Source organism: Paracoccus sp. SY, from assembly GCF_002901215.1.
Classification (GTDB): domain Bacteria; phylum Pseudomonadota; class Alphaproteobacteria; order Rhodobacterales; family Rhodobacteraceae; genus Paracoccus; species Paracoccus acridae.
On record NZ_NWMQ01000036.1, the window covers coordinates 1 to 15,649 of the forward strand.

The following is a 15,649-nucleotide window of genomic DNA, read 5'->3' on the forward strand; positions in this document are numbered from 1 at the left end:
ACGCTGGATCTCGCCCGCCAGCTTATGGGCTTTCCCCGGCACCTGTCGCAGCACCCGGGCGGATTTGTCCTGACCCAGGATCGTCTGGATGACCTGGTCCCGATCGAGCCCGCCGCCATGGAAGACCGGCAGATCATCGAATGGGACAAGGACGACATCGATGCATTGAGGTTCATGAAGGTCGATGTGCTGGCCCTGGGCATGCTCACCTGCATGGCCAAGGGGCTGGCGCTCATCGAGGCGCACAAGGGCGTCTCCTATGATCTGGCCACCATCCCGCCCGAGGACCCGCGCACCTATGCGATGATCCGCCGCGCCGACACGCTCGGCACCTTTCAGATCGAGAGCCGGGCGCAGATGGCCATGCTGCCCCGGATGAAGCCCCGCACCTACTATGACCTGGTGGTGCAGGTGGCGATCGTCCGTCCCGGCCCGATCCAGGGCGACATGGTCCATCCCTATCTGCGCAGGCGGGAGGGGCTGGAGCCGGTCGAGTATCCCACACCGGAGCTGGAGAAGGTGCTGGGCAAGACCCTGGGCGTGCCCCTCTTCCAGGAGCAGGCCATGCGGGTCGCCATCGAATGCGCGGGCTTCACCCCGGGCGAGGCTGACATGCTCCGCAAAAGCATGGCCACCTTCAAGTTCACCGGCGGCGTCTCGGCCTTCAAGGACAAGCTCGTCAGCGGCATGGTGGCGCGTGGTTACGATCGCGACTTCGCCGAGCGCACCTTCCGCCAGCTTGAGGGCTTTGGCTCCTATGGCTTTCCCGAAAGCCATGCCGCCTCCTTCGCACTCGTGGCCTATGCCTCAGCTTGGCTGAAGTGCTGGCATCCCGATGCCTTCTGTGCGGCACTGCTGAACAGCCAGCCGATGGGCTTCTACGCCCCCGCGCAGATTGTCCGGGACGCCGAGGCACACGGCATCGAGATCAGGCCCGTCTGCGTCAACGCCTCCCGCTGGGACTGCACGCTGGAGCCCTCGGGAAAGCTCGAAGACAAGGGCAGCCGCTTTGCCGTGCGCCTCGGGCTCAGGATGATCAAGGGGCTGGCCAATGCCCATGCGGCAAGCATCGTCGCGGCACGGGCCGATCAGCCTTTTGCCTCGGTGGAAGATCTGTGGCGCCGGGTGCGCGTGCCGGTCGCCAGCCTCACCCGCATCGCCGAGGCGGACGGCTTCAGGCCTTCACTCGGGCTCAGCCGCCGGGAGGCACTCTGGGCGCTGAAGGGGCTCGGGCCGGAGGAGCTGCCGCTCTTCGCCGCGGTGCGGGAAGCATCGGAGCGGCAGGAGGACGAGGATGCGGGGAAGGCGCAGGAGCCTGCCATTGCGCTCCGGCCGATGACACTGGGCCGCGAGGTGGTCGAAGACTATGGCCATACCGGCCTCAGCTTGCGCCGGCACCCGGTGTCGTTCCTGCGCGAGACGCTGAGCCAGCGCCGGATGATGACCTGCGCCGAAGCCATGGGAAGCCGGGATCGCCGCTGGTGTGCGACGGCCGGGCTGGTCCTGGTCCGCCAGCGGCCAGGATCGGCCAAAGGCGTCATGTTCATCACGCTGGAGGACGAGACCGGCATCGCCAACCTAGTGGTCTGGCCGAAGGTCTTCGAGGCGCACCGGCGGATCGTCCTTGGGGCGGGGATGATTGGGGTGCAGGGGCGTATCCAGCGAGAGGGCGAGGTGGTGCACTTCGTGGTGCACCGGATCGAGGATCTGTCGCGGGAACTGGCGAGCGTCGGCGCGCGAGGGGCAGCGTTCGCTCTCTCGCAAGGACGGGGTGATGAGGGGCCGCCCGCGCCGCAGCACGGCTACCCGCCCCCAGGTCCGCAGCCACGCGACATCTTCATCCGGGACCTGCATCTTGACGCCATCCGGGTGAAGGGGCGAAACTTCCACTGAGCAAGAGCCGGGTGGCGCGGTCAGCGATGCGCTAGATAGTCCGCTGACACATAACCCGATACACTTGGCTTCTCGGCGAGCGAGACCCTGCACCAGACCTTGCCGTCATTCGTCACGCAGTTCCGGCGGATCAAGCGTGTTCCATCGGGCAGCCCGATGATGATGTTGTGCTCCAAGCCGGGGCCTTCGCGGAGCTTCAAGAGATCATGGGGCCCGGCTCCCTTGACCACCGCACCGGAGCCGACCGCGCATGCGGTGGTGACGGCAAGAGCGAAAAGAGCAGCAAAATGGGTTCGCATCATCCAACCTTGATCGTTTTCCCGTCACTACGACACCAGACTGCCAAATTACAGCGGGCACTTTCTAAACGCGAAGAGCCTCGCCCGCTCCGGTCGAAGTATGCTTGGCCAATACGGACAGGCGGGGGAAGGTGATCCTTTCGACCGACGCAAGGTTGTTGGAGAAGAGCCTGCACCTGTCTATGGCTTGGGCCGAGGATACTGAGGGGTTACCTCCTGACGAGAGGGTGCCTCCCTGAAAAAGCCGGCTGTTCTCCGCTGGTCCAGATCCCGTCGTGACCTCTGGATACATCCAGAGCCTTTGCCGCACGTTCGGCCCCGCTGGCTTCCTTCAGGGCAGCATCGCAGACCGCTTGGGGATCGACCCCCAGTTCCCGGGCTTTCGTGGCGCGCCTTGCATCAGGCGAAACGGACGTCTCTGCCATGCCGCGTGCCTTTCGTGGACTATAGTAGGTCCGCTGCCCTGGAATTTGCATCTGTTGTGCATACGTCGAATATGGAACTGACACATGGAGGTTACGACATGGGCAACATCACCGGCCGGATCGAAGCGCTGAACGCGCGTCACGCGGCACTTGAGGATCAGCTCGCGGAGCTTCTGAAGTGCCGCTCGGCAAGCGCCGAGGAGATCGCGTCCATCAAGAAGGAAAAGCTCGAGATCAAGGACGAGCTTGCCCTGCTGCAGCGGGAGACCGCAGAGGCCTGAGGCCATGCCAGCGCCGGCACCTGCCGGCGCAGCTTCCAAAGCAAAGCCCCCGGTGATTGCCGGGGGCTTGTTTCTTTATATGGCAAAACTGTCCCAGCCCTGACTACTTCGTCCACGATACCTTCCCGTCCGTGAAGGGCAGAACGTGGGTTACCGGGTGCGTGACGTGAAGCCGTCGGCTGGTCCAACGGCGCGCAGTCTCTTTGTGAGTAAGATGTTCAGCCAGTACCCGGCATGCTGAGATTTCCTAGGCATTCGATCTTGATCAAGCTGCCAGACGCTGGCGGCGACGCATCAAGACAAGTCCGGCCATGCCTGACAAAAGCAGCACGACGGCACCAGGCAGCGGGACGGCTGCAGGGTTTACAGGTTCACCCTGCCCGCTGTCGCCGTCGATTGGTCCAGGTCCGCCCGGCTCCGCCGTCAGCTGCAGATACTCGAGGTTGCCGGAGCCGTGAGTGGAACGCACCCAGATGTAGGCAGTCTCAACGACCTTGCCGAAATCCAGCAGGAGTGAGGACTGCGTGACGCTTTGGCCCCAAGGATCGAAAACGAGGTTCCATGAGCCCCCATTGCGACCCATCTCGAAGTTCTGGGCGTAGTTGTTGGCAGTCGTCCAGCCGTTCTCGAACTCAGACCATTTCACGTAGCCGCCAAAGTTCCGATATGACGAGAGCCCTTCAGTGGGAAGGCTGAATGTGATCGAGGTGGAGTTCTCGCCGGTGACTGTGTAGCGAAGCCACTCGCCGCCATTCAGTGTTGCGGCGGATACACTGGCGAGCTATGGGTGAATTTGGGTGACGCGACCTGATCAGGCGGCGCGGCTTTGGTCTGCGTCGGGTTGAGCGACACCGTCGGTGAATGTGACGCCTTCGATAACGCGTGGCAACTGGTTTGTGCCGTTGAGCTTGCGCCACTTCTTCGATGCGGCCCGAACCAGGGTGAAAACCATCAGCTTCGCGGTCTTCTGCGACAGTGCGCCCTTGGTGCGGACGGTTCGGTGTCGGACGGTGGCAAAGACACTTTCGATTGGGTTCGAGGTGCGCAGATGCTCCCAGTGTTCGGCCGGAAAGTCGTAAAAGGCCAGCAAGGCCTCGTTGTCCTTGGTCAGGCAGGACACGCCACGCTGGTATTTGGCGGCGTATTTTTCCTTGAAGGTCTCGATGGCGGTCAATGCCGCAGCACGGGTTTCAGCATGGGAGATCTCGCGCAGATCAGCGGTGACAGCGGGCTGCATGGATTTGGGGAAGCAATTGAGCACATTCGCCATCTTGTGAAACCAACACCGTTGATGGCGGGTGCCAGGAAAGACCTCATCCATGGCCTTCCAAAAGCCCAAGGCGCCATCACCGACGGCCAGTTCGGGCGGCACGGCGAGGCCGCGGGCCTTGAGGTCGACCAGGAGCTCGCGCCAGCTTTGCGCGCTCTCGCGCGCCCCGACCTGGAAACCCACGAGCTCCTTCTTTCCTTCGGGTGTAGCCCCAAGAACAACCAGCATGCACTCGGCTTGCGGCTCCATCCGGGCCTGAAGGTAGACGCCGTCGGCCCAGATGTAGACATAGCGGCGTGCCGAAAGGTCGCGGCGCTGCCAGCGGTCGTAATCCACCTGCCAGCCTGCTGTCAGCCGCGAGATCACACCGGGTGACAGGTTCGGCGCGTCCGGTCCTAGCAGCGCCGTCAGCGCCTCCTGAAAGTCGCCCATGGACACGCCACGCAGGTAAAGCACCGGCAGCAGCGCATCGAGACTGCGGGAGCGCCGCGCCCACCTCGGCAGGATGTTCGAGGTGAAGCGGATCCTCTTCTCCGCTCCCACGGCAGCGCGGTCGCGGACCTTGTGCCGTTTCACGGCGAGCGGCCCGATCCCCGTCTGGATCGTCCGCTCCGGCCCGGTCCCGTGATGAACAACGCGCTGACGGCCATCGGACAGCCGCTCGTCCGCAAGGCGGGCAACAAAGTTGGCCGCCTCGGCCTTCAGTGCGGCGGCCAGCATCTGGCGTGCGCCCTCACGGGCAATCTCGGTTAGCGGGTCAAGGATCGAACTAGGCTGGTGAAGCGGGCTGATCGTGGTATCGTCGTTCATGGCGTATCGCTCCTTCGGGAGGTTCTGGCAGGCTTCAGCACCCGCCACGATACGCCGCCTTCTCACGCCCCATCACCCATTTTTCGCCATAGCCCTACACTCCGGAAGGACAACGAGTGCCAGGGTTGTCAGCAGTTTTTTCATGGGTGTGCCTTTGCACGGACAAAATCACTCATTTAGCGGCGGGATGTCCGTGGAGACCGACGCAATCGCCGACAAGTACGTCTGATGTCAGGTCGATCAGAGCAGCGGATACCTTCGCGCAGAGCGTCAATCAACACAACGGTGGCGAAATTAGTGTAGATGTGGTCAGACGGACACGCGAGGCAAGGCGCATTCATGTTGCCAGTAATCAGTCGCCATCGGCACTTCGTCGTCGTGCCAGAAGTTGCGCCGGATCTCCGGATGGATGGTGGAGCGATATCGGCCGAGTTAGACGGCGATCTGCGCCACGCTGATCTTGCGCTGCAGCATGGCTGCAACAATGCGACGCTCAGGAAGGATCAGGTGCGGTGCCAAAGGGAGGTTCCTCGAACTGCAAAAACCAGCAAATCGTGGCTTGTCACATTCTGAAATGAAACACACCTGCGAGTGCCGCTTCGGCACCTACGGGTTTTATGGAATGCCAGGCTATGTAAGCAGGATAATCTTGCGCCACTCGTTTGAAGGCTGCCCACCATCTATACGAGGATCTCGGCTGCAGCCTGGATTTCACTTGCAACAAGAGCTTCAACTTCTTGGTAGATTTGAGCGTCGGCCTCCACGTCCACGGTCTCAATCGAAACGATAAGTGAATAAGGCATCTTTCTCAGCCACCGCTCGCCACGCTTCCGATCCCCCCACCATCCTTTGACTGGTAGTACCCCAATACCTCCTTTATGGAGGAGATCTGAAGCGGGTCCTCGCCAGACGTCATGATGGAGTGATCCACGGCGAGAGTTGTTCGGGCCTATTTCGAAGCGGTCATCTTCGCCGAAATCATCCGCTTCATAATCCTCATCACGCGCAAGACGGTTAACGCGGGCAATGGCCTCGTCCGGCTCGTCATCGATCCCCTTGAGTACGAAACGCAACTTTGCAGATGCATAGCGATTTGCCTGTTGGCGGGTAGACCTTGAGGGGTTTGGTTCGACAAAATAGGAAAGAGTTACGCGCAAGCGGACTTCATCCGCTCCAAGCTGCTCCAATACTTCACTTGGCCAAGGCAGTTCGTGCCAGTTCATTTCGCCAAGAACGATGTTGTTGTTCGCACCGCGACGATAAACTTGGATCTCATCTTGTATGATCATTGTCATCGCGTTGTGGAAACTAGCGAGGGCACGCTCTCGATCTGGTTTTCCGAAGCCGAAGCGGTGAAGGAGCAGCCCGTAGTCTCCCCGAGAAGGACGCGCGGGGATCCTCTCCAGCATCGCTGGTGTCCAGCGTGCGGCGTGGACCATCAATGCTCGAATGGTTTGCGGGGTGGCGTCAGGATAAGCCGCCATGATAGCGCACGCGAGCCCGCTTGCCGCCGCAGTTGCTGCGCTCGTCTCGCCTGTGCAACTGAAGCGGTGGGCAGCAAAATCTCGCGCTGTCGTGACAATGCTAAGGTGAGGCGCATGCAATGTGCCAATCCCATCAACGTCGGCGACGCGGTTGCCCCCCTCCATAACGATATCGGGCTTGTTGCAAAGAATTGGGCGCTGCCAAGCGAGGCCCGTTCGTGAGGTTGGACAGAGATCACCTTCCGTGGCGATATGCCCAGATAGCTCATCCTCAACAAAATGCGTGCAGGCGCCAACCGTGATGGCATTGAGCGCTTGGGCTGGCGATCTCATCGGAGATGCATCATTGAGCGTGATATGATCACTAGTCTGATAGGGCTGCTCGTCAATGTTTCCTGCGGGAACGAAGAAAAGACGCTGCTTTCCGGGACGACCGAAAGCGAGTTGGTCAATAACCGTCGACAGACTAGACGGACGCCCATCCGATCGCTCACGCGGTGCACTCATTGACAGGGAATAAACACGCCTGGCTCGCGCAGTGCGTTCCATCATGCGCACAGCTTCGCGAACAGACGTACCGGGGAGCGGTTGTGCAACACCTGGAACGGCCGGTGGAAGTACAGTCACAGCTTCCAACCGGTGAGTCAGAACTACTGGATCGGTGGTGGCAAGCAGTGGCGCCAGATTTTCGTATAGAGCAACGCCCGCCATGCCCGTACCATGACCGTGATGATCGTTCGCACTCCACGCCGTGTTTACCGAAAGGCAACGCTCGGCTTCAATAAATGGTGCAAGCAGAGGATGGGTGCGTCGAACACCACTATCTAGCAAGCAGACTCGCGGTGCGTCTTCTTCAGGTGCCACGGTCCGCTCTAAAAGAGCGTTGGCTGCCTCTGCCTGCTCGCCTGGAGACAGTTCGAGCAGGCTCGCCATAAAGGAGGAGGCGGCGCGAAGCTCGGCAACCACCGGAACACGTCGCACTAGACCGGTGATTTGCTGACGCGTCCCGTGAGCGCTCACTACAATAGCCTCTGGGAACTGGAGTTGGCCGCGCTCGATTGCAATGTCGAGCTCTGGTGCAGTGTCTCGGATCCAGTTTTCGGTTCCAGGTCGCAACCATAGTTCCCAAGCGAAGAGCTCATCCTGCGGCGGCGGAGCGCCCTGATCTGTCCAAAGGTCTTCTATACGTGCGGGTCGGATACGGTCGACCCTATCAAAAAATTGCTCATTTTTAGGCCGCGTCCCAATACCTGGCTCGCTTTCAGCATACGCTTGGGTCGCAGCTTTGAACTGGTCGATCTTAGCAGTGCGCATAAATACGTTAGCGGTCTGCTTCTCGTCGTCAACCTTGACGGAAAGCAGGTCAATGCCTCGACTCGATGCATCGAAGAAGTTGAGCGGCATCGGCGCCTCGCTCGACGCTTCGAAGCTCATATAGAAGCCACGATCTTCGTCGGGAAGCAGCACCTGCTCAGCGATCCGTGCTTCATTTCGCTCTACCGCGCCGTCTATGGCACTGACGAGTGTCTCAATGTGCTGCCGACGGTTGGCGCGCGGAACTCGCTCTTGGCGAATGACAGGCGAGTTGCCCCGGAATGCGATCGCTCGACCTTTACGGCGAACGAAGAGGTGCGGATACTCCGCCATTCTGCTTATTGCCCTTGAGGTTAGAAAATATGTCCACTACGTCGGTCGCTAAGCGCCGTCGTCAGAAGATCTGACCTCAAATGGCCGTCGTGCTCAAGCACAGCAACGCGGGCAGCATCAATTGCGCCACGAGCTATGTCACAATGGGACATGCCTTTAGTCTCAGCCAGCAGCATATCCCAGTCCAGATGACGCAGATCAAAGGTTGTAAGATTATTTTCGAGAACCGCTCGTGCTTGGGCCTCGTCCGGCATATCATAATTGAAGATGGCATCAAAGCGGCGAAATAAAGCCTTGTCGAGCAACTTAGCATGGTTCGTCGCGGCGAGGATCAAGCTTGTGCTGCAATCTTCCTCAAGAAACTTCAGGAAGGCAGTCGCAATACGCCGCGCTTCTCCGACATCATTTGGCATTGATCGCTCGGCTCCCAAGGCGTCGAGCTCGTCGAAGAGATAGACGCCACGATTGTTTGCGATTGACTCGAATACCAAGCGGAGCTTAGACGCGCTCTCACCCATAAATTTTGTGATAATGCCGTCGAGCTCTATTGTGAAAAGCGGCAAGGAAAGCTCGCCTGCCAGAGCTGCGGCAGTGCTTGTTTTACCGGTCCCGGGAGGACCGCTCAACAGCAGCTTTCGACGAGGACTCAGTCCATGCTCGTCGAGCTTGTCGCTCTCGCGCTGCTCCTTTACTACTCGCTTTAAGGCCTGTGAGAGGCGCTCGGGTAATACCAGGGAGGATAGCCGAATAGAGGGGAAGCTGGCGCTGATCAGGCCGGAAAGTTCGCCTTTGGGCCGCACCATCGGGATGGGGTCGCGCGTACGCCGGATTGTAGTGGCCTGATTGCGAGCGTCCTCAATCAACTCCCGCAACTCTTCGGCGACTCGCGAATGACCACGTTTTGCCGCCTCCGCAGCAAGCTGCAGCGCTATCTGTTCAAACCGGCTTTGATCGCCCTTTGTGTGACTCCGCACGAGCGAGATGATCTGGGCAGAGCTAGCCACAATTTCCCCCGCTAGACACTCGATGAACGTTACTTGATTTTATGCCCGAGGCCTGCGGCATCTCCAAGAAAAATGCAGTAGTGAGGATCATTTCAACATATCTAGCGAATAATTTGGCACACTCGATTGCTGCGCCTTAGCGAACCTTGAACTCAACCTCCCTCACCTCAACTGGTTCACGGCGCCACGGTGCATTGAGAAGCAGCACCAACCGTATGTCACCCTTGTGCTCGGGTGTCACTAGGAAGACTTCTCGCGCGCGTCCGCCAAAAGTAGAAGAGGCTTGGGCCGGAAGCCGCTCTATGGCCAAGCCCTTACAACCGCGAGCCTCCCACCGGTAGCCAGTTGTGCCTGTTCCTGGCAGTGCCAGTTTAACTGCCTGTCCTACACAAGCATCGAGAACGCTTGATCCTGCAGGCACCTCTCTCAGCATATGCGCGTCATGATCATACCCGTTCGACTTCGATCCCGATGAAAGGAAACTCCTCATCTAACCCACACTGACCATAAGCGATCCGGAAGAAGCCATCGTCTCCCCAGTCACGGGACCAGCTATTTTTCACGAGCCATGACGAGGTCTCATCATCATAACCTACGACACAGACTGCGTGTAGGCCTACTTCGTCCCCCGCAGCATGCTCGTAAACTCCGTTCCTGTAGTAACGAAAATCATCGAACACTCTCATGCCTGCGATCACAGGCCCCCTGGCTACCGCCCAGCGGCGATCATCGGCACTATGGGCAGTGTCCCAAGATATGACTTTAAGCGCTGGAGCAATCGTTTTGCAGCCCGACCCAACAACATAAGGAAAGTCCTGTTCAAGACCGACTCCTCTACTTGCCCGTTCCAGCGCTGGAATGAAATCCCAACCCGTGTCACAGCAGTCACCGCAACCGCAAAAGAAGAGATCGGCTTCAGACAGATCGATGTCAGCAGGACTATTTTCCAAAATTGCTAATGCGCTTTCCATGGCAGCGCAGGTCGCGAAGGCAACGCAAGATCCACAAAGGCCTTGGTCCCGCGCCGGTGTCGTACGACCCTGCTCGCGCCAGTCGACCTTCGTTGGTCGACGACCTCTGAAGGCATCCGGCATCATCGTAGCCACCTGCAGATCTGGCGCGGCAAGGTTAGCAGGGCGTAGGCCAAATCGACCCGGGGCGGCCGCTATAGCCGAGATTGGAGTTTCTCCAGCGAACCATTTCAGCTTGCGAGCGGAGATTGCGCTCTCGACTTCGGCTAAGTTCATTGCCTACTCCATCCAATGACAAGTTGATTTCGAAGACGCTGCAGGCCCCCGGCTAGCCTTGTTATCTGCTGCCGAGGCGAAGTCCAGCAACACACTTACTTTGTTGCCTTCCATATGAGTTTTCCTAACCAACTAATGTTTAGGACCTTTTAATTGGGTTTCTTGACTTGCTGTTCTATCGTGGCGCTAACCGCTCTCAGATAGAGAATATTCGCGTTGCGTTACCATCGGCGCGCCAGGCAGCATTTGGCTGTTGTGCTGCCGCTACTGCTCGAGGCCGTGCAACAAAGCGCCAAGAGCCACGGCGCCGGCCCGCGCACCGCGCTCGAACTTCTGGCTCGGATCCAGCGGCCCAAGCGAAAATCGGTAAACAATCGCTGGACAGCATCGCCCCCACAACCTGAGAATCGGAGCCTTTTTGACCGCCTGAACCCGCCAAAACTCGCCAGACAACCTGCCGGTAGTCACAATGTGACGGACCTAGTCACCTGAATCTAAAGTTCGCCGCATAGGGTTTCATGGGTTCGCTGGCAAAATCGCTTTACAGAGGCGAGAATGTCGTTGGCGGACTTCACCCAGCGATAGGGCTTTGGATTTTCGTTGTGGGCAGCGATGAAGGCGGCGATGTCGGCCTCCAATTCGGCGACGGAGCGATGGACGCCCCGCTGCAATTGCTTTCGCGTCAGCTCGGCAAACCAACGCTCGACCTGGTTGATCCAAGAGGCGGACGTTGGCGTGAAATGCACATGCCAATGCGGACGGCGCGCCAGCCATGCCTTGATCCTGGGGGTCTTGTGGGTGGCATAGTTGTCCATGACAATATGCACCTCCGGCCCTTCGGGCATCTGCCGGTCAATCTGTTTCAGGAAGTCCAGAAACTCGGTCGCGCGATGGCGTTGATAGCATTTTCCGATCACCGCGCCGGTGGCGATATCGAGCGCAGCAAAGAGCGAAGTGGTCCCGTTACGCACATAGGTATGGGTTCTGCGCTCGGGCACGCCCGGGGCCATCGGCAGGACGGGCTGCTCCCGGTCGAGCGCTTGGATTTGGGATTTTTCATCCACGCATAACACGATGGCGCGGTTCGGAGGTGACAGGTAGAGCCCGACAATGTCCTGCACCTTGTCGACGAACAGCGGATCGGTCGAGAGCTTGAAGGTCTCGGATCGGTGCGGTTGCGGGCCGAAGGCGGTCCATATTCTACGAACCGTTGTATGTGACAGGGCGGTTTCCAAGGCCATGGAGCGGATCGACCAATGAGTGGCATCCTTCGGCGTGGTTTCAAGGGTTCGCCTGACGACATCGGCGACCTGCGTGTCCAAAACTGTCCGTGGCCGCCCCGAGCGATATTCGTCCGTCAACCCCTCGGTCCGGTGCTCGGCAAATCGGCGACGCCATTTTCCCACCGTGTGCTCGCTATGGCCAAGCCGAAGCGCCACCTCCTTGCTGCTCAGGCCTTCGGCACAAAGCAGCACCATCCGGCAGCGATCAGACAAGGACCGTGCGGCCTTATGTCGTCGGACCTGGCTTTCCAGAAACGCACGTTCCTCATCGCTTAGAACAATCACCGAAGCCGCACGACCCCGCATTCCCGTTCTCCTGAAAAGAGCATCACATGAATGATGCCAACTTCAGTTCCGGGTGACTAGGCTCAAGACCCATTGATTTCAGGTCTTTGGCGTGGTTCAGGCTCCGCGAGGAGACCTGATCTATGAGCAATCTTTACTGGCTGACCGAGGCGCAGATGGAGCGCCTCAAGCCGTTCTTTCCCAAGAGCCATGGCAAGCCCCGAGTCGACGATCGTCGCGTCCTCAGCGGCATAATCTTCATCAATCGCAATGGGTTGCGCTGGTGCGATGCGCCGAAGGAATATGGCCCGGCCAAGACCCTCTACAACCGTTGGAAGCGCTGGAGCGACAACGGGGTCTTCGCCCGGATCATGGTGGGCCTGGCCGCCGAAAGCGCCGAGCACAAGACGATCATGATCGACGCGACGTATCTCAAGGCACACCGCACGGCATCGAGCCTGTGCGTCAAAAAGGGGGGCGCGGGCGCCAGATCGGGCGAACCAAAGGCGGCATGAACACCAAACTGCACGCCGTTGCCGATGCCAAAGGGCGACCGATCGGGTTCTTCATGTCGGCCGGGCAGGTCAGCGATTACACCGGCGCGGCGGCGCTGCTGGGCGACCTTCCGAAAGCGGGCTGGCTGCTCGCCGATCGAGGTTATGATGCTGATTGGTTCAAAGAAGCGTTGAAAGCCAAGGGGATAAAGGTCTGCATCCCCGGACGGAAGTCCCGCAAGAAGGCCGTGAAATACGACAAGCGCCGCTACAAGCGCCGCAACCGCATCGAGACCATGTTCGGCCGCCTCAAGGACTGGCGGCGCGTCGCCACACGATACGATCGGTGCCCGGAAACGTTCTCCCCTCCGATCGTGCTCGCCGCAACCGTCTTGTTCTGGCTATGATCAAGAGCGAGTCCTGAGCCTAGGCAGCTCGATTAGACAGGCGGGTCGTCTAACGAGAAAGGGCTCACGCTTTGGCGGCCACCTTGGCCTTCAGAAAGGCCACCGCTTCGGCGGCCAGCGCATCGGCCTCCGGCGCCATCTGGACCAGAAGGTTGTAGGCCCCGTGGTGGCGGCTTAGCTTCTTTGTTCCGCCCTTCACGCGCGCTTGCCAGGTGCGCCAGGAGACGGTTGTGATGACAGTCGGGGCGTGCATCGGGCCTTCCATGCGGCTCTCGTAGATTGGCAGGGTGCCGTCCACCGCCTGGCTCACATTCTGGAGGAGCGATGTATAGGAGGTCGCCGGGTCGAAGAGGGCCAAGGTCCGTAGGCGCGCGAACACGTCGCCTTCATTGGTGCTTCCCACCTCGTTGTAGCGGGCTATTATGCGGTCAAAGGCTCCCCCAAAGACGTCGAGCCCAGCCTCATAGCCCAGGTGGAGACACACCGCCGCCACCACGGCGACCGAGGTGTCGGCCAGGGTTTGGCGGGAGATGGGGAGCGTGAAGCCCGCCGCCTTCCGGAGATCCTCGGTAGCCAGGATTCGGGCGATCTCGTCGGTCATCTCCCGGGACGCCATGCTCGACAGGCCTATGCTGCCCTGCTGCCAAGCGCGCCGCTGAACTCCATAGTTCAGGAGCGCCCGGCCCAAAATGGACAGCGACTGATTGCACCCGGTCAGATGTCGGGCGCGTTTAGTCTCAACGTCCATGAGTGCCGATCCACCCAAGCCGGCCTCGATGGAGCAGCCGAGCACCTTTTGGTAGGCGCGAACTACCCGCGCCTCCTGGTCGGGGCTCAGGGCGTCCCTCGGTAGCATGAAGTCCGTTACACGCGCCTTGGTCAGGCCGCGGCCGAGCTCCGCCTGTGCCAGCTTAGACCAGGACGGATGCTGCCGCGCCTGCGCCAGCGCGGCTTCGGCGGCGGCCAACTCCGCAGCGTCCTTCCGATTGCCGAATCCCACCGCGTATAGTGTCTTTCCCAGCCGAACCTCGCAGCGCCACACGGGGTCGTGCTCGCTGCCGGTGTTCTCGTAATTGCCATACCGGGGCAGCAGGCCGTGGGCCTGAGCTTGCGCGATTTCCTGCAGCGCCGACTTGGGATCCTTCAGCGCCAGTACCGAGGCCATGTCGGAGCCCAGCACCTCGAGCGGGTTGAAGAAGCGCTCGATGAAGCGGATCGCCGCGTCTAGGCCTTCCACTAGGGCGATTGTGCCGAACAGCCGGTCGGCGGCAAGGCGGATCTGCATGAGCGCCGTTGCCTCGGCAGAGTTGGCCTGGGCTTCAATTCCGGTCACCAGCGGACCCAGGAAGTTTGTGTTCCACTGAATAAAGGTCGTGTCGAGCCGCCGTGCCGCCGCGAGCATGCTAGCGACGCCGGCCCGCCCAAACCGCGCGACGAGTCCCGAGCGGGTGGCGATGGCGAAGCCCGCCACGTTGAACACTTCGTGCCCGATCTTCGAATCGAGAGCGGGGGCATTGAAGAAGGTCGCGGGATCGAAGGTCCGGCAGGGCACAGCCACACCGTTCAGATGCCTCACCCAGCTTTTCGTCGAGGGATGCCGAAGCGTTAGGGAATATGCTTCCTGCGCCTGCTCGGGGTGTAGGCCCATGCGTTCAAGGGCATCCAAGTACTCTGCGAGGCGGGCATCGATGGCCGCCACCTGCGCATTTATTGTCTCAGGATCGTCCTTGCTGACGGGGGCTGCCCCCTCCGGAAGCGTCGGCGCCGGTTGGACGGTAATCCGCTCCATGGGAGCGGCTAGCACCGAGACGTCGAGCCAGTCGGGGTCCTTGTCCTCTCGCTCGGCGGCCTCGAAGAGATCCAGCGGCTTGTCAATGTTGTAGAGGTGCTCCTCCTCAGGCGGCAGCGTGCGGCCCCGCCGGCTGAGCTTTCCCAGCATGGCATGGAACTCGGCCGCGGTGGGGGCCGGCCGCCCCGACCAGTAGGCGTCGACCTGCGCCGCGATGTCATCAAGCATGTCACGGTCGCGGGTCAGGAGGCAGGCTTCATAATTCCGCATGAGCCCTGAGTAGGTGAGGTTCGACGAGCCCACAAAGGCCACCCGCCGGTCCACCAGGTAGATCTTGGCATGGAGCTTGTTGTCAGTCCGCGCCTCATAAGATGCCTGCCGTCCGCCCACATGCGCCGAGAGCATCCAGGCTGCGTCGAGATCGGACACGCCGGCGGCGAAGTCCTCAGTCTTGAAGCGGGTCAGCGTCCGCACCCGTACTCCTGGCCGATCGGCCGCTGCCACAAGGGTCGCTGCGATCGGCGCTTTAATGAACGGCGATACAAGAATAACCTCGTCTTGCGCTTGGCGAAGAGCGTCCAGAAGCATGGTCTGCCAAGGTGTCAGGATCAGCATGTTGTCTCCGGAATGCACACAAGGATTGTTCTCTCACGGCGCTACCGCCGGAGCTAGAGGGCGCCAAGCACAAACAAAGGGACCAAAAACACGTAAGTGGGGCAGTTTCCGGGGCAGCTGGTCTACAGACGATAGGCTGCTTGTAGCCCCGGTTATCTGAAACAATTGCCAAGCAATGCGTCTGAACCAAGTTGCCCGGAAATCTGCCCCAGTTACCCCGGGATGAGCCGAGACCATAGTGGGATATCTGCTGTACCTCTACCCACCATAGGCGCAATATATTCAGAAAATGCGGATTACATTCCTATAGGAAAAGCTGGCTCTGGTTTCTTTGTTTTTCCCCCGCCCCTACCCTTCCTAATGCTGCCCTCGTCGTCGATTTTACTGCACGTAAATCCTGTGCCTTGAGCAGCTCG

General features: G+C 60.1%; 12 protein-coding genes. 3 read left to right on the forward strand and 9 right to left on the reverse strand.

Features of this window, described 5'->3' with window-relative positions; genetic code table 11:
- The coding region (locus CK944_RS17655; protein ID WP_239986134.1) for an OB-fold nucleic acid binding domain-containing protein at positions 1-1,893 on the forward strand (1,893 nt) is incomplete at its 5' end.
- A 20-nt stretch (positions 1,894-1,913) separates the two neighbouring features.
- Here CK944_RS17655 and CK944_RS17660 read toward each other — a convergent pair.
- The gene (locus CK944_RS17660; RefSeq protein ID WP_371411677.1) at positions 1,914-2,195 is read right to left on the reverse strand and encodes an SH3 domain-containing protein; all 282 of its coding nucleotides are present in this window, start codon (positions 2,193-2,195) and stop codon (positions 1,914-1,916) included.
- Between the two features lie 520 nt (positions 2,196-2,715).
- Between CK944_RS17660 and CK944_RS17665 the strand changes: the two genes are divergently transcribed.
- Positions 2,716-2,898, forward strand: coding sequence for a YdcH family protein (locus CK944_RS17665; RefSeq protein WP_158248050.1), 183 nt, complete (start codon positions 2,716-2,718; stop codon positions 2,896-2,898).
- A 265-nt stretch (positions 2,899-3,163) separates the two neighbouring features.
- Here the strand turns inward: CK944_RS17665 and CK944_RS17670 are convergent, their stop codons facing one another.
- From CK944_RS17670 to CK944_RS17700, 7 genes are all read right to left on the reverse strand, one after another.
- Positions 3,164-3,544, reverse strand: coding sequence for a VPLPA-CTERM sorting domain-containing protein (locus CK944_RS17670; protein ID WP_103174400.1), 381 nt, complete (start codon positions 3,542-3,544; stop codon positions 3,164-3,166).
- 165 nt (positions 3,545-3,709) lie between these two features.
- On the reverse strand, positions 3,710-4,978 hold the full coding sequence (locus tag CK944_RS17675; RefSeq protein WP_103174401.1) for an IS256 family transposase: 1,269 nt from the start codon (positions 4,976-4,978) through the stop codon (positions 3,710-3,712).
- 680 nt (positions 4,979-5,658) lie between these two features.
- The gene (locus CK944_RS17680) at positions 5,659-7,929 is read right to left on the reverse strand and encodes a S8 family peptidase (RefSeq protein WP_158248051.1); all 2,271 of its coding nucleotides are present in this window, start codon (positions 7,927-7,929) and stop codon (positions 5,659-5,661) included.
- Positions 7,930-8,129: 200 nt separating this feature from the next.
- Positions 8,130-9,113, reverse strand: a complete 984-nt coding sequence (locus CK944_RS17685; protein WP_103174403.1) for an AAA family ATPase — start codon at positions 9,111-9,113, stop codon at positions 8,130-8,132.
- Positions 9,114-9,249: 136 nt separating this feature from the next.
- Positions 9,250-9,603: a protease inhibitor I42 family protein gene (locus CK944_RS24365; protein WP_103174404.1), complete on the reverse strand. Its 354-nt coding sequence runs from the start codon at positions 9,601-9,603 to the stop codon at positions 9,250-9,252.
- The gene (locus CK944_RS17695; protein WP_103174405.1) at positions 9,560-10,360 is read right to left on the reverse strand and encodes a C1 family peptidase; all 801 of its coding nucleotides are present in this window, start codon (positions 10,358-10,360) and stop codon (positions 9,560-9,562) included. Before CK944_RS17695 ends, CK944_RS24365 begins: the two co-directional genes overlap by 44 nt.
- Before the next feature lie 494 nt (positions 10,361-10,854).
- Positions 10,855-11,949 carry an IS630 family transposase gene (locus CK944_RS17700; protein WP_103174406.1) on the reverse strand — a complete coding sequence of 365 codons (1,095 nt, stop codon included), beginning with the start codon at positions 11,947-11,949 and terminating at the stop codon, positions 10,855-10,857.
- A gap of 122 nt (positions 11,950-12,071) precedes the next feature.
- Between CK944_RS17700 and CK944_RS17705 the strand changes: the two genes are divergently transcribed.
- Positions 12,072-12,829, forward strand: a protein-coding gene (locus CK944_RS17705) for an IS5 family transposase (protein ID WP_103174407.1) whose coding sequence is annotated in 2 segments (ribosomal slippage) — positions 12,072-12,396 and positions 12,396-12,829 — 759 coding nt in all. Because the reading frame shifts where the segments join, the coding sequence is not laid out codon by codon here.
- Positions 12,830-12,893: 64 nt separating this feature from the next.
- Here the strand turns inward: CK944_RS17705 and CK944_RS17710 are convergent.
- The gene (locus tag CK944_RS17710) at positions 12,894-15,233 is read right to left on the reverse strand and encodes a phospholipase D-like domain-containing protein (protein ID WP_103174408.1); all 2,340 of its coding nucleotides are present in this window, start codon (positions 15,231-15,233) and stop codon (positions 12,894-12,896) included.
- Positions 15,234-15,649: the final 416 nt, after the last annotated feature.

Bases quoted from the DNA above. Each gene is read 5' to 3' on its own strand.
- CK944_RS17660 (WP_371411677.1), bottom strand. From the start codon at position 2,195: ATGATGCGAACCCATTTTGCTGCTCTTTTCGCTCTTGCCGTCACCACC.
- CK944_RS17665 (WP_158248050.1), top strand. From the start codon at position 2,716: ATGGGCAACATCACCGGCCGGATCGAAGCGCTGAACGCGCGTCACGCG.
- CK944_RS17675 (WP_103174401.1), bottom strand. From the start codon at position 4,978: ATGAACGACGATACCACGATCAGCCCGCTTCACCAGCCTAGTTCGATC.
- CK944_RS24365 (WP_103174404.1), bottom strand. From the start codon at position 9,603: ATGAGGAGTTTCCTTTCATCGGGATCGAAGTCGAACGGGTATGATCAT.
- CK944_RS17695 (WP_103174405.1), bottom strand. From the start codon at position 10,360: ATGAACTTAGCCGAAGTCGAGAGCGCAATCTCCGCTCGCAAGCTGAAA.
- CK944_RS17700 (WP_103174406.1), bottom strand. From the start codon at position 11,949: ATGCGGGGTCGTGCGGCTTCGGTGATTGTTCTAAGCGATGAGGAACGT.
- CK944_RS17710 (WP_103174408.1), bottom strand. From the start codon at position 15,233: ATGCTGATCCTGACACCTTGGCAGACCATGCTTCTGGACGCTCTTCGC.